Raw genomic sequence first — 13,741 nt, 5'->3', positions numbered from 1 at the left:
CCCACTGCCGGGCGGGCCGTCAGGTGTCCTGATCAATTGCCTTCGATCGTGTCATCTGTGCTGGCGGAAAATGGCAGGTAAACGTACTGCCATGGCCCAACACGCTGCTGATCTCCAGGCGTGCGCGGTGACGCAGCAGCACGTGCTTGACGATCGCCAGGCCAAGCCCGGTGCCGCCAGTGTTGGAGTTGCGGCTGGAGTCGACGCGGTAGAAACGCTCGGTCAGGCGCGGCAAGTGCTTGGCGTCGATGCCGATGCCGGAGTCCTGCACGCTCAGGTGCGCGCCCTGTTCGTCGGCCCACCAGCGGATGCGGATGTTGCCTTTGTCCTGGGTGTACTTCACGGCGTTGAACACCAGGTTGGAAAACGCGCTGCGCAACTCGCCTTCGCTGCCTTTGAGCAGCACGGCGGGGTCGGCTTCCAGGGTGATCTGCTGGCCGCGTTGGCCGGAGAGGGCCTGGGCGTCGTTCTTGATGGTCTGTAGCAGGCTCTGCACCGCCACTGGGTGGTTATCCGACGGGTAATCGGTGGCTTCCAACTTGGCCAGCAACAGCAGGTCGTTGAGCAGTGTCTGCATGCGTGAGCCTTGCTGCTGCATTTGCTGCAGGGCCCGGCTCCAGCGCGGGTTGATCTCGTCGACGTTGTCCAGCAGCGTCTCCAGGTAGCCACAGATCACCGTCAGCGGTGTGCGCAACTCGTGTGAGACGTTGGCGACGAAGTCTTTGCGCATCTGTTCCAGCTGGTGGATGCGGGTGACGTCGCGCACCAGCATCAGGTGCTCGTTGTTGCCATAGCGCGTCAGGTACAGCTGGATGCGCACGCGGTCATTGGTGGGCGAGGGGATTTCCAGGGCTTCTTCGTAGTTCTCCTGTTCGAAGTACTCCTTGAAGCGCGGGTGGCGCACCAGGTTGGTCACGGGCTGGCCGCTGTCCTGGGGCGTCTTGAGGCCCAGCAGGGTCTCGGCGGCGCGGTTCCACCATTCCAGGTTGCCATCGCTGTCGAGCATGATCACCGCATCTTTCAACGCGGCGGTGGATTCCTGTACCCGGTCGATCACGGCTTGCAGGCGTCCGCGCACCCGTTGGTCGCGGCGCTGCAAGTGATAGATGCTGTCGAACACTTCGCCCCACAGGCCGTAGCCATCGGGCGGTGCTTCATCGGGTTTGTGCTGGCGCAGCCATTCATGCAGGCGCAGCAGTTGCTTGAGGGTCCAACCCAGGTACAAGGCGATGCCGGCTGCCAGGCTCCAGCCGTAGTAACCGCTGACCAGACCCACCAACAGGCAGCCGGTGATCAGCAAAAGCATGTGGCGGATCAGGGTGCCATGCCAGTTTTGGTTCACTTAAACATGCGTCCTTGTCAGCTGTTAAGGAAAGAAGGGACCGGCTCAGCCTTTGGTTGAAAAGCGGTAGCCCGTGCCGCGCACGGTTTGTACCAGATTCTCGTAGGCATCGCCCAAGGCTTTGCGCAGGCGACGGATATGCACGTCCACGGTGCGCTCTTCCACATACACGTTGCCGCCCCACACCTGGTCCAGCAGTTGGCCGCGGGTGTAGGCGCGCTCCTGGTGGGTCATGAAGAATTGCAGCAGGCGGTATTCGGTCGGCCCCATCTCGGCCGGCTTGCCATCGATGGTCACGCGGTGGCTGATCGGATCCAGCAGCAGGCCGCCGACTTCGATAGGCGCCTCGCCATCGGTTGGGCCGGCGCGGCGCAATACGGCTTTCAGACGAGCGACCAACTCGCGTGGGGAAAACGGCTTGGTGATGTAGTCGTCGGCGCCGACTTCCAGGCCTTGGATCTTGTTGTCCTCTTCGCCCTTGGCGGTGAGCATGATGATCGGGATGTCCCCGGTCAGCTCGTCACGCTTGAGACGGCGGGCCAGTTCGATGCCGGAGGTGCCGGGCAACATCCAGTCCAGCAGGATCAGGTCCGGCTTGCGGTCGACGATAATGGCATGGGCCTGCTGGGAGTTCTCCGCCTCCAGGCAGTCGTAGCCGGCCATTTCCAACGCAACGGCGATCATCTCGCGGATGGGCGCTTCGTCGTCAACAATCAGAATGCTCCTGCCAACCATGCTCAAAAATCCTCTTGTCATTTAACTGTCTTGCGCCGCATTAGATAACGGAATTATTGCAGTCGTGTGACAGTAATTTAGTCGCTCGGGCAATTCCCGCCTCTCTGGACTACGCTTTGGGTCCGAATCCTGACAACCACAAAAGGAAGGTTCCGATGACTTACAGCACGATTTCCTGGAAAGCCCTGCTGGTAACGGCGGCGTTGGCGCTGCCGACCCTGGCATTCGCGGCGGAACCCGCGATGACGAAAGACGGGATGCTGGTCGACCACAAGGGCATGACGCTTTACACCTTTGCCAAGGATGCCGAAGGCAAGTCCATGTGCAATGACAAGTGCGCCACCAATTGGCCCCCACTGATGGCTGAGTCCACCGATAAGCCAATGGGTAAATGGACCGTCATCACCCGTGACGATCAGAAAAGCCAATGGGCTTACAGCGGGAAGCCGCTCTATACCTTCATCATGGACAAGAAGGCGGGCGACATGACCGGTGACGGCAAAATGGACGGCGCTTGGAAGGTCGCCAAGCCCTGATCTTTCTGCAGGAGCCGGCAAGCCGGCTCCTGCAAGGGAACGCATTCCAAATGTGGGAGCGGCGGTGCGACGATTCGACTTGCCCGCGAAGGCGTAAGCCCGGCCGCCACAAAAACCTCAGCGCAACGCGTAATCCAGCACAATCCCGATAAATATCGCCAACCCCGCCCAGTGGTTGTGCAGGAACGCCTTGAAGCACTTCATCCGATCCTTGTCCCGGGTGTACCAGAATTCCCAGGCAAAACAGCCGGCCGCCGCCAGCAAGCCCAGGTGGAACCAGCCCCCCAGTTCGAACCGTGCGCCCGCCAGCAGCAGGCACGCCAGCGAAAGGCCCTGCAGGGTCAGGATGATCACGCGATCAGCTTCACCGAACAGAATGGCCGTGGATTTCACGCCGATCTTCAAGTCGTCATCGCGGTCGGTCATCGCATAATAAGTGTCGTAGCCCACCGTCCACAGCAGGTTGGCGATATACAGCAGCCACGCGGTGGCGGGCAGGCTGCCGGTCTCGGCGGTGAACGCCATCGGCATGCCCCACGAGAACGCCGCCCCCAGCACCACCTGTGGGTAGTAGGTGTAACGCTTCATGAATGGGTAGCTCGCCGCCAGCGCCAGGCCGCCAAGGGACAGCAGGATGGTGGTGGCGTTGGTCAGCAGCACCAGCAGGAAACTGATGCCCATCAGCACCGCGAAAAACACCAGCGCCTCTTTCGAACTGATCTTGCCGCTCACCAGCGGGCGCTGCTCGGTGCGCTTTACATGGCCGTCGACCTTGCGGTCCGCCCAGTCGTTGATCACGCAGCCACCGGCGCGGGTCAGCACCACGCCCAAAACGAAAATCACGATATTGATCAAAGAGGGCGAGCCTTTGCCGGCGATCCACAGCGCCCACAGCGTCGGCCACAGCAGCAGGTAGATGCCGATGGGCTTGTCCATGCGGGTCAGCTGAATGAAATCCCAGGCCCTGGGGTTCAGGTGGTTCAGGGACTTGAGCAGACGTTGGTACATCAGCAGTTCTCCGGATGGGCATGCACCGCTTGCCACACGCTTGGCAGGAAGATCTCGGCCACCAATACGCTCAACGCGCCACGGTCAAAGCGCGACCGACGCGCCCATAGACCCTCGATCTGGCTGTCCTTGGGTAGCCATTGGCGTGGGTAGCGGCACACCTCTATGGCTTGGCGGCTGAATGCGTGTTCGCTGAACAGCAATTCACCGAGTGGGCGGCTGCCCAGTGCGTCCATGTGCAAGCCGTCACCTTGCAAGGTGCTGCGGGCGGCCACGCAACGCGCGAACAGCCAGGGCTGGCCGTTGCCGTGCAAATACGTTTCGCGTACCCAGCCGACGCTGGCTGGGGGCAGGTCGAGGGCTGCGCACTCGTCGTCGCGTAGCGGCTGCCAACCCTCAAATAGCGGCGTGATGCTGAAGCCATTGTTGGACAGGCGCGTCAGCCGCTGCGTCATTGACCCTTCATCAAACAGCCAATTGAGGATCAAAGGCGTGGGCAGGGGGCTCAGAAGGCTCTGGGTCAGCCATTGGCAAGCATCGGGAGGGTCGATTGAGTGCGGCACGGTGAGTCAGTATTGGCAGCAAAAGAGGCGGCGAGCTTACCATGGCGTCCCGGGTTTTTGCCGGTCTGAACCGGCTGTTTGCGTCGATCGTGCTTGCATCTGCCGGCCCCGATCAGTACAAAACGCCCTGAGCCGCACGGCAACGTGGGTCTATCGACCGTCGGCCAAGATGCCTGACCCTGAGGAAGCAAGTGATGAAGAAGTGGCAATGTGTAGTCTGTGGCCTGATCTATGACGAGAAAGACGGCTGGCCGGATGACGGAATTCTGCCTGGCACCCGTTGGGAAGACGTCCCGGAAGACTGGCTGTGCCCGGACTGCGGCGTGGGCAAAATGGATTTCGAAATGATCGAAATCGGCTGATTTTTGGTTTTCAGATAAGTACTACAAGGAGAAGGGAATGAACGCACCTGTCGTGATCATCGGCACAGGATTGGCCGGTTACAACGTGGCCCGGGAGTTTCGCAAGCTCGACAGCGAGACCCCCTTGCTGCTGATCACCGCAGATGACGGGCGCTCCTACTCCAAGCCCATGCTCTCCACTGGTTTTGGCAAGAACAAGGAAGCCGATGGCCTGAGCATGGCTGAACCTGGCGCCATGGCCGAGCAACTCAAGGCCGAAGTGCGCACCCACACCCGCGTCAGCGGCATTGACCCTGGCCACAAGCGCTTGTGGATTGGTGAGGAAGCGGTGGCTTACCGCGACCTGATCCTGGCCTGGGGCGCAGAAACCGTGCGTGTGCCGGTTGAGGGCGATGCGGCTGAACTGATTTTCCCGATAAACGACCTCGAAGACTACGCACGCTTTCGTGCCGCTGCTGCCGGCAAGCGCCGCGTGCTGCTGCTCGGCGCCGGCCTGATCGGCTGCGAGTTCGCCAACGACCTGATCCTTGGCGGCTATGAGATTGACCTGGTAGCGCCGTGCGAGCAGGTCATGCCAACCTTGCTGCACCCGGCCGCCGCCGCCGCGGTACAGGCCGGCCTCGAAGGCCTCGGCGCGCGTTTCCACCTGGGCCCGGTGCTCAATCGGCTGCAGCGCACTGCCGACGGCCTGGAAGCCCATCTGTCGGACGGTGAAGTGATCGCCTGCGACCTGGTGGTCTCCGCCATCGGCCTGCGCCCGCGTGTCGACCTGGCCGCCGCCGCCGGCCTGCAGACCAACCGCGGAATCATGGTGGACCGCCACCTCAAGACCTCCCACGCCAATATCTACGCCCTGGGCGACTGCGCCGAGGTCGACGGCCTGAACCTGCTGTACGTGATGCCGCTGATGAGCTGCGCCCGTGCGTTGGCCCAGACCCTGGCCGGCAACGCCACCGCCGTCAGCTACGGCCCGATGCCGGTGACCGTCAAGACGCCGGTCTGCCCTCTGGTGGTCTCGCCACCGCCACGGGGCACCGAAGGCGTCTGGAACGTGGAAGGCGAGGGCGCCGACATCAAGGCCCTGTGCCGCGATGCCAGTGGCCGCCTGCTGGGTTACGCACTGACCGGCACCGCGGTGATGGAAAAACTGGCCCTCAATAAAGAACTTCCGCCGTTGCTGGCGTAAATACCGGTCGTTCTGTCGGATTAAGCACGTTTTTCCCACTAGAAAGGTCGCCGCTAGACTGGCGGAGCGTGCGAGGGCATGCCATCCTCACTCCCGTCTGCCGCAGAGTAGAGCCTGCGGCGCTTTGGGCGCTGCTCCAGAAGAGAGCAGCACGGACATAACAACAAAAAACCGTCAAAGAGGCTTCACTTATGCGTAAACCAGAACTCGCAGCCGCCATCGCTGAAAAAGCGGATCTCACCAAAGAACAGGCCAACCGCGTCCTCAACGCCGTTCTCGAAGAAATCACCGGCGCCCTGCACCGCAAGGACAGCGTCACCCTGGTTGGCTTCGGCACCTTCCTGCAACGCCATCGCGGCGCCCGCACTGGCAAAAACCCTCAAACCGGTGAGCCGGTGAAAATCAAGGCCAGCAACACCGTTGCGTTCAAGCCGGGCAAGTCGCTGAAAGACACCGTTAACGCGTAAGGACGTTACCGTCTCGAAGGGGGCGGGGTGGTAGGAGAGATGGGCACGCCGACTGGGTCGGGTGCCCATTTTTTATTGGATTAAACAAGACTTCATTTGAATGGCGTGAGCTTTTCTAATCCGATCTTGCCAATGATTTCATTGATTCTGGCGACATTTTCTTCGATATCGGCCTTTATCTTTTCGTGCGGGTAATGTTCGGGTTTATCAAAGAACTGAATTTTTAACAGGCTCATCAGGTAAGTGACACGTTGATTGCCCTCTGTCACAAAGTCGCCCTCGTTCTCCGCGTCCTGGATTTTGTCCAGGCTCAAGGTCTCGCCTCTTACAAAGCGTTCATGGGTGTTGCGCTTCACCGTGACTTGCAGCTCGTTTCCGGTGTTCAGCGCCGCCAATACACGAGCAAGCGCATCAGCGTACACGGGCTCATCACCGCGCGCCCTCGCCAGGGTGCCGTTGAGTACCAGTGACGCCTCGATCCAGACCCAATAGTCATAGTTATTTTCAAAAGGGATTTTGCTCAGCGGTGCAGTGAGCTGCTCGGCCAGGTCGTTTTCATTGATGACGTACAACAGGTAAGCCAGACGGGTCAGCGATTCGATACGTGACTTCTGAGTTTTATTGTATTTGGCTGCCACTTTCGACACGCGGTCTGCCAATGGGCCGCTGGCAGCAGAGAGTGAATCAAGTGCTTCTGTGATATGCATGGAAATCTCCAATCGGTTACTTCACGACTATTTTTACTCGGGTCCCGTCGTCATAGCCGCTCAGGGCATGCGCGATCGAGGAGCCTGCGCCTCGGTTGTCGCTAGGGTCGATGTACCTGACGCTAGCCCCTTTGCCACCTTCTTTGAACATCGCCATCGGGAATTCATCCCGATCCAGTGCCTTGACGGACGGGTGACCGGCCAGAGAGGCTTTGCGGTTATCTGCCGCGCCCAGGCGATCGATAGTGAATATATTTTTTCCTCGCGCCTTGATGACATCAGCGATGTGACCGAACGTCTGCTTGTACTGCTTCCTGGTCAGTTCAAGAACGATATCGTGTGTCTTGCCATCTCCTGCCTTGACGTTGCAACCCTTGTATCCAAGGGGGTCAGTCCAGACGATAGGGTTCGGCGCGTATTCATAGAGGTTAATCCCACCTGCCAGCCCAATAGGGTCGGGCGTCGTAAACCGCCCTACGTCCGGATCATAAAAGCGGAAGGTGTTGTAGTGCAGGCCCGTCTCCCGATCCAGGTATTGTCCCTGGAAACGCAGGTTCTGCTCCTCGATGTAATAGGGTTCGCGAACTTCCCTGACGCTGTTGCCCCATACCTGGTAACGCGATTGCCACAGCGTATGCCCGTCCGCTTCCGTCAACTGTTCAGGCAAACCGTTTAAATCATTGTGGTAGTAACGCACACGCTGATGTTCGCCAGTGCCATCGACACGTGCCAGGGGTTCGTAGCCGTTACCTTCGTAGAGGTACAGACTGCTCTGGTTATTTTTGCGTTCCAGCAATAAGCGCAACCCGTCCCAAACGAAGTGCGTTTGTCCCACCGGGAAGCCATGGCTGTCATGTTCGCTTTTAGCGATACGACGACCCAAAGGGTCATACGTCATTTTTATAACAGTCGTTCGCTCAGCCTTTTGATGGCGTACTTCGATCAGTCTGTGGTCAGCGTCGTAGGTAAAAAGCTGAGTGCCCCATTTCGCACTGCGCTTTTCAGCGAGACGGCCGAAAGCGTCGTAACGATAACGCTTGTCCTGATAGGTCAGCAGTTTGTTGTGTACCACCAGCCCGCTCGCCGCCTGCGGCGGATCAAGCAAGTTGGCGGCCGCATCGTAGGCGAATGTTTCGGTTTGCCCCTGCAGATTGTCCTGGTTGGCAATGATGCGCGCAGTCGCATCGTAGTGAAGCAATTGACGATGCTGGTGAGTGGGCAGCTGTTCAAGCTTGCCAATCAGATTGTCGGCAGGGTCGTAGTCGAACGCTATTTGCATCGTCGGCGCCAGTAACGTCGAAACACCTTCATTTCTGCATTGACGAGCTCGCAAGCGACCATTGCGGTCGTATTCGCTGCGGGTGCTGAGCTGACCTTGCGTACGCAACACTTCTCGATGCAAGCGATCGCGCTCGAAGTCGCTGATAACGCGTCCATCGAGGTTGATTTGGTGAAGGTGACCGCTGCCGTAATGCAGACGGTTGAGCCAACGCCCGTCGGGTAAGCGCGTTTGGATAAGGTTGCCCAACTCGTCATAGTGATGCTGCAGGCTGCCAGCAACACTATGCTCTCCAAGCAATTGACCCAGCGCGTCGTAGTTGAAAGCCAGGCGCTGTGCGTTTCCCTGCGCATCGACAGTGCTCACTGCAATGAGGCGATCCAGCGGGTCATAGGAATAGTCGGTGCGCCCATCGGCCGTTACCTTGCCGATCAAGCGACCCATCGCGTCCCGCTCAAGATAATGAACAATCGGGTCGAGGGGCGTTGAGGGGACAACCGCCATGCCGTTGCCGTGCGGCGCCGGTACGGCGGTGACCACGCAGACACTGTCGAGCGGGTCGTAGCTGTAACGCTTGGCGCTGCCGTCCAGGTCTTGCTGTTCAATTAGCCGGTCGCTGGCGTCCCAGGTGAATCGGTATGTTTCACCGTTCTGGTTGGTCAGCGCTTGCAGGCGGCCAAATCGATCATACCCAAACTGTACCTGGCGACCATGGGCATCCGTACGCAGGTTAACCTGGCCCCGGCGGTTGTGCTGGTAGTGAGTTGTGTGCCCGGCGGGATCGGTATAACCCACCAACTGGCCACTGATACTGCGCAAATAGTGTTCAGTTCGGCCGTCTGGCAGCTGGGTACTGAGCAGGCGCCCCTTTGCGTCATAGCTGAACTGGGTACGCTCGCCAAGTGCATCGATGATGGCTTGCAAATAACCACGATGGTCGTAACTGAATCGAGTCGGGTAGCCTGAACAGTCGATGTGCTCGATCAACTGGCCGAGCCCGTTCCAGGATAGTTTTTTCTGCTTGCCAGTGGCGTCGATGATTTCGACGACTTGTCCACGACTGTCATAACGATAACGGGTGGCACTGCCAAGGGGATCAGTCTCACTGATGCAGTTACCGCGCGGGTCATAGCGAAACTGCCACCTGTTGCCTGCGGCATCGGTTCGAGCCAGCGGCAGCGACCAATGCGCCAGCCACGATGAAGCCTCTTTGCGACCTAGGGGATCGATTTCTCCAATCAGGTTGCCTGATTCGTCGTAGTGATATTCATAGCGCCCCCCTTGGGGGTCTGTGGCGCTTAGCAACTGGCGTTCGTCATTCCACTCAAATAGCCAGGTATTGCCGAGGTTGTCGGTATAGGCAATGACTTGGTGCTGAGTGTTCCAGACTCGTGTGCTAACCCGTTGCGCGTTGTCGGTAATACACGTTGTGCCTGCGGCCAGGTCGTATTCGAATTGGTACTCGTCGCCCTCATCCGTCCAATGCCGGACAACGCGCCATTCAGCCTGGGCGATCAATGCCCACTCGTAGAAGCAGCGCAAGCCGGTGGGCAGTTGATGCTCTGCCATTCGCCGCCCGGTGTCATAAGCAAAGCGTCTTTGAATCTGGCCGGTCGCATCGCGCACGATTGCCAGGTCGCCTGCCAAGTCGTGTTCATAACTGACCAATACTTCTCGCGGCAGGTCGCTATACACGCGTTCAATCCGGCTCACACGACCTTGCTCGCGGATCAGCTCCACCTGTACCAGGTCGAAAGTGTCGCGAAGACGTACCAATCGCCCGAGATCGTCATAGTCGAGATAAATGCGGTTGTTATTGCGATCGCCCAACTGACTCAGGCGCAGTAATGAGCTGGTGCCTGGCGTTGGGTCAAACAGGCGATAAAGTCCGTCATCACTTTCAATCAGCAATTGGCCGTTGCGGTGCCGACGAATGCTCAAGCCCTCGCCCGGACTGAACATCGCACTGCCCAAAGCAACCGAACCGAGCTGTATTTGTCGGCCTTGTTCATCGGTATAAGTCAGTTCTTCACCCCCGGCGGGGTGCGGCAGGACCTCGACACTGACTTCGTAGGACACGCTCCAGCCGGCGCCAAACATCCCACTGCGGCGCTCGTCACGACTGTTATAGAACCTCTGCCAGTGAATCGGCAGTACGCCCGGCAGCACAAAATCCAACTCTGCCTCGCCACCCAGGACCTTGGCGCCTGTAGCCGCGTGCACTGGGTTCATCGAGCCCATAGCCGCGTTAGTCATGGCCCCGATGGCCTGGCTCACCGCGTATGAACCCACCCCGCTGAGCAACATGCACGGCAAATTACTCAGCGTCTTGCCTTTGGCACCTTTCAACATCATCAGCGCTTCAATCGCCAACCCCACCCCAGGGGTCTTCCCGCTGCGAATTTCCTGCACCACCACCGTCCCACCACCAATGGTGACGTTTGGCGAGATCAGCCCCGACGACACCACCGTCGCCTCGCACATGCTGCGATCACCGCTGCGCACGGCGGGCTGGCCGTTGATGGTGACTTTGTCAGACCCTTCCGCCAGAAGCTGTGGCGGCATCGGCGGATGGCGGGCGCACAGGACCATGTCGGTGAGGGCCGGCACCACACCCGGTGCAGGCGTGGCGACGGTGGGCCGCCATAGCTGGGAGAAGAAACCCTCGGCCATGTCCAGGAAGCCAGGCTCGGGTTTTGGCTCGGGGTCGGGCTCCGGCGGTGCTTGCTCAAGCTCCGTACCAGCGGGCGCCACGTGCGAGGGAATGGAGCCCGCGGCCCGCGCAGCCGGAATGCTGTTGACGAACGTGTCGGTCGAACCCACCGCAATCGTGGCTTCCACCACCGGTGGAAACAGCGCATTGGCGAAGCTCTCGCACATCTTACTGAGGCCCTTGTCGGCCCCCGTCTTGCTCATGGCCATGCCGACGACAATGCCCACCACCGCGCCGAGGATGCAGCCGCCGATACCGGCGGTAGCAATCGTCACCCCCACGGCGGCCGCGACTGCGGCAGTCGCCAGTGCCGTGATCGCCACGTTGGCCGCGACCTCCAGCACGCCGCCGAGGATATCCGCCATCATCGAGGTGTGGGTCAGTGCATCGCCCATCCGGGCGGCCCATAACGCGTCAGACATGCAGGCAGCTCATCAGGAAACAGCGTCGAACGATAGCGAGCTTTTGATCAACGCCCAGTGCGCCGCCTCGGCATCCCCAAGCTTGTCGGCCTTCACGTAACTCAAGGCGAGCATCTTGCGCGTACCCGGTAGCACCAGCGCCAGTTGATACTGGAACACCTTGTCATTGCCCTTGCTGAACTGGCTGCGCAGCTCGATGCCTTCCACTTCTTGAGCCGCGCCCAAGCGCACGTCCACGCCCGGCTGATAACGCAGGTCCTGCACCTGTTTTTCCAGGCGCAGGAGTTGGTCATTGAAGTTGCTGTGCAGGGTTTCACCCTCGGCGAGCAGGCTGCGGCTGACGATCAGGGTGGTGCCCAATTCGGGGAACTTGAGGATATTGATCGTTGCGTCCTGCAGCTCACTGGCGGGTAGTTGAAACTGGAATTCGTTGATCCGGTACGTCATGGCAAACAGGTCTCGTCAGGAGCTTTTAGGCGCGGGGAACGCGGCTTTGATATTGGCGTCGATGGCGGCTTTCTGGCCCTGGCCATCGGGCGTGGCGCCGGGGCCGCCGCCGTTGTTCAGGTGCAGCACGCCGCCGGTGTTGAACTCGGCATCGCCGCTGGCATAGAAGCTGATTTGCACGCCGGTGAGGTTGATCTGCCCGCTGGCGTTCAACTCCAGGATGCTTTCGCCGCAGACCAGGCGCAGGTTTTCACCGACTTCGATGACATAGCTCTGGCTGATGCTGTCGGTCTTCCTCTGGCCCACCGAGAGGATGTCTTCCTGCTTGACGATGCGCAGGCGGTTGTTGCCGATGGTCACCGTCTCGTTGTGGCCGATGCTCTTGTTGCGGTCATGCCCCACCGAATGGCTTTCATCCACCTCGACCACGATGTCCTGATTACGCTCGGCATGGATGTACAACTGCTCCAACCCCTTCTTGTCCTCCATGCGGATTTCATTGAAGTTGGCCGGCGTGCCGCCCTTGCTCGAACGGCTTTTCATGCCGCTCTGGGTAGCGTTTTCCGGCAGGTCGTAAGGCACGGTCTGTTCGGCGTTGTAGACTCGTCCGGTGATGATTGGCCGGTCGGGGTCGCCCTCAAGGAAGCTCACAATCACTTCCTGGCCGATTCGTGGGATCTGCATCGAGCCCCAGTTCTTGCCGGCCCAGGATTGCGAGACACGAATCCAGCATGAGCTGTTTTCGTTGGACTGGTCGTGGCGGTCCCAATAGAAATGCACCTTCACCCGGCCGTACTGGTCGGTCCAGATTTCCTCGCCTTTGGGGCCGACCACCAGCGCGGTCTGCGGGCCTTTGACGATAGGGCGGTGGGTGCTGGCCAACGGGCGGAAGCTCTGCTGGGCGTCGATGCAGGTGAGGCTGCTTTCGAACTGTGCCGAGCCCGAACCGCCGCCGCTTTCCAGGCTTTCCTGGACGATGTAGTAGCGGCAGCCGACGATCAGGTATTCGCGGTTCTGGTCCTGGCGGCTGAAGCCGGTGAGGCTGAACAAATGCCCCGAACCCAGGCCACGGGCGTTGCCGCTGAATTCGATCTGCTCATGCAGGGTCTGCAGGGCTTCGATGCGGGTGCGGGCATAGTGCTCGCCGTCTTCGCTTTGCACGTAGGTGCCGGGGTAGTCGTACAGCGGATAGTCGCCGGCAGTGTGCGGGCGAGGCATGGCCGAGCGCACGTCGATGCTGGCGCTGGGGCGCTGGAAATCGTAGTCGTTGAGCTCCAGCGAACCCGGTTGCACTTCGTGCGCCAGGTGCCAGTTGTGCATATGGTCGCGTTCGCGTTGCTGCTCGTCCTTGGGGTAGTACGGGATCGAGGCGTAGCCCGGCACCGTGGTGTGGGCGCCGTAGGCATCGGCCAGCACCAGTACATGGCGGTCCTGCTCATGGCGGAAGAAGTAGTAAATACCTTCCTGCTCCATCAAGCGGCTGACGAAGTCGAAGCTGGTCTCGCGGTACTGCACGCAGTATTCCCACTCGCGGTACGGCCGGCTCAGGGCGTCTTCGAAGTCGGAAAACCCCAGGTCGCGAAACACCTGCTTGATGATCTGCGGGATGCTCAGGTTCTGGAAAATCCGACAGTCGGAGGTGCGGCTGAGCAGCCAAAACCATGGGCGCAGCGTCACCTGATAACTGGCGAACTGGCCCTGGTCGATATTCTGGCTGCACCGCGCGACGATGCCGTGGAAGTGCCGCTCGCCACCGTCCGCCAGTTGCAGGCCCACGCTCATGGGTTTGCCGAGCAACTGGTTGAGATCGATGTTGGCGTCCAGGGACGTCAGTTGCAGCTCGTAGTTGAACAGCCTGCCCAGCTCCTCGCCACCGCCCATTTCATTGAGCAGCAGCACATCCGGCCCGAGCGGGCTGGTGATTTTGGCCAGGCGTGAGGCTTGGTTGAATAGCATCGGTTAACCCGTAAATGA

12 protein-coding genes are annotated in these 13,741 nt (G+C 60.0%); 4 read left to right on the top strand and 8 right to left on the bottom strand.

Annotated features, from left to right (window positions below):
• Positions 1 to 19: 19 nt before the first annotated feature.
• Together phoR and phoB are read right to left on the bottom strand one after the other, a co-directional pair.
• Positions 20 to 1,306 carry a phosphate regulon sensor histidine kinase PhoR gene (gene phoR, locus U367_RS0121205; RefSeq protein WP_218170090.1) on the bottom strand — a complete coding sequence of 429 codons (1,287 nt, stop codon included), beginning with the start codon at positions 1,304 to 1,306 and terminating at the stop codon, positions 20 to 22.
• Positions 1,307 to 1,387: 81 nt separating this feature from the next.
• Entirely contained in the window at positions 1,388 to 2,077 is a 690-nt protein-coding gene (gene phoB, locus U367_RS0121200) for a phosphate regulon transcriptional regulator PhoB (RefSeq protein ID WP_003176964.1), read from the bottom strand.
• 155 nt (positions 2,078 to 2,232) lie between these two features.
• Here phoB and U367_RS0121195 point away from each other — a divergent pair, with 155 nt between their 5' ends.
• On the top strand, positions 2,233 to 2,613 hold the full coding sequence (locus U367_RS0121195; protein ID WP_028618506.1) for a COG4315 family predicted lipoprotein: 381 nt from the start codon (positions 2,233 to 2,235) through the stop codon (positions 2,611 to 2,613).
• A gap of 117 nt (positions 2,614 to 2,730) precedes the next feature.
• On the opposite strand, the gene ubiA is transcribed toward U367_RS0121195, so the two are convergent.
• Both ubiA and U367_RS0121185 read right to left on the bottom strand, forming a co-directional pair.
• Positions 2,731 to 3,621, bottom strand: coding sequence for a 4-hydroxybenzoate octaprenyltransferase (gene ubiA, locus U367_RS0121190; RefSeq protein WP_028618505.1), 891 nt, complete (start codon positions 3,619 to 3,621; stop codon positions 2,731 to 2,733).
• The gene (locus U367_RS0121185) at positions 3,621 to 4,184 is read right to left on the bottom strand and encodes a chorismate--pyruvate lyase family protein (protein WP_028618504.1); all 564 of its coding nucleotides are present in this window, start codon (positions 4,182 to 4,184) and stop codon (positions 3,621 to 3,623) included. Before U367_RS0121185 ends, ubiA begins: the two co-directional genes overlap by 1 nt.
• A gap of 194 nt (positions 4,185 to 4,378) precedes the next feature.
• On the opposite strand from U367_RS0121185, the gene U367_RS0121180 reads away from it, so the two are divergent.
• From U367_RS0121180 to U367_RS0121170, 3 genes are all read left to right on the top strand, one after another.
• Positions 4,379 to 4,546, top strand: a complete 168-nt coding sequence (locus U367_RS0121180) for a rubredoxin (RefSeq protein WP_015886569.1) — start codon at positions 4,379 to 4,381, stop codon at positions 4,544 to 4,546.
• Positions 4,547 to 4,583: 37 nt separating this feature from the next.
• Positions 4,584 to 5,732 carry an NAD(P)/FAD-dependent oxidoreductase gene (locus U367_RS0121175; RefSeq protein ID WP_028618503.1) on the top strand — a complete coding sequence of 383 codons (1,149 nt, stop codon included), beginning with the start codon at positions 4,584 to 4,586 and terminating at the stop codon, positions 5,730 to 5,732.
• Positions 5,733 to 5,923: 191 nt separating this feature from the next.
• Positions 5,924 to 6,199, top strand: coding sequence for an HU family DNA-binding protein (locus tag U367_RS0121170; protein ID WP_003176958.1), 276 nt, complete (start codon positions 5,924 to 5,926; stop codon positions 6,197 to 6,199).
• Positions 6,200 to 6,291: 92 nt separating this feature from the next.
• On the opposite strand, the gene U367_RS0121165 is transcribed toward U367_RS0121170, so the two are convergent.
• The 4 genes from U367_RS0121165 to U367_RS0121150 are packed head-to-tail and all read right to left on the bottom strand — an operon-like array spanning position 6,292 to position 13,723.
• A complete protein-coding gene (locus U367_RS0121165) occupies positions 6,292 to 6,906 on the bottom strand; it encodes a DUF6707 family protein (protein ID WP_028618502.1) in 615 nt (204 codons plus the stop codon).
• A gap of 16 nt (positions 6,907 to 6,922) precedes the next feature.
• A complete protein-coding gene (locus U367_RS01000000130230; RefSeq protein ID WP_073860053.1) occupies positions 6,923 to 11,320 on the bottom strand; it encodes an RHS repeat-associated core domain-containing protein in 4,398 nt (1,465 codons plus the stop codon).
• A 12-nt stretch (positions 11,321 to 11,332) separates the two neighbouring features.
• Positions 11,333 to 11,767 carry a DcrB-related protein gene (locus tag U367_RS0121155; protein ID WP_028618501.1) on the bottom strand — a complete coding sequence of 145 codons (435 nt, stop codon included), beginning with the start codon at positions 11,765 to 11,767 and terminating at the stop codon, positions 11,333 to 11,335.
• A 15-nt stretch (positions 11,768 to 11,782) separates the two neighbouring features.
• Positions 11,783 to 13,723 carry a type VI secretion system Vgr family protein gene (locus tag U367_RS0121150; protein ID WP_028618500.1) on the bottom strand — a complete coding sequence of 647 codons (1,941 nt, stop codon included), beginning with the start codon at positions 13,721 to 13,723 and terminating at the stop codon, positions 11,783 to 11,785.
• Positions 13,724 to 13,741: the final 18 nt, after the last annotated feature.

Source organism: Pseudomonas canadensis, assembly GCF_000503215.1.
GTDB lineage: Bacteria > Pseudomonadota > Gammaproteobacteria > Pseudomonadales > Pseudomonadaceae > Aquipseudomonas > Aquipseudomonas canadensis.
The sequence above is the reverse complement of the archived record's forward strand: the minus strand, read 5'-3'. Positions and strand labels throughout refer to the sequence as shown.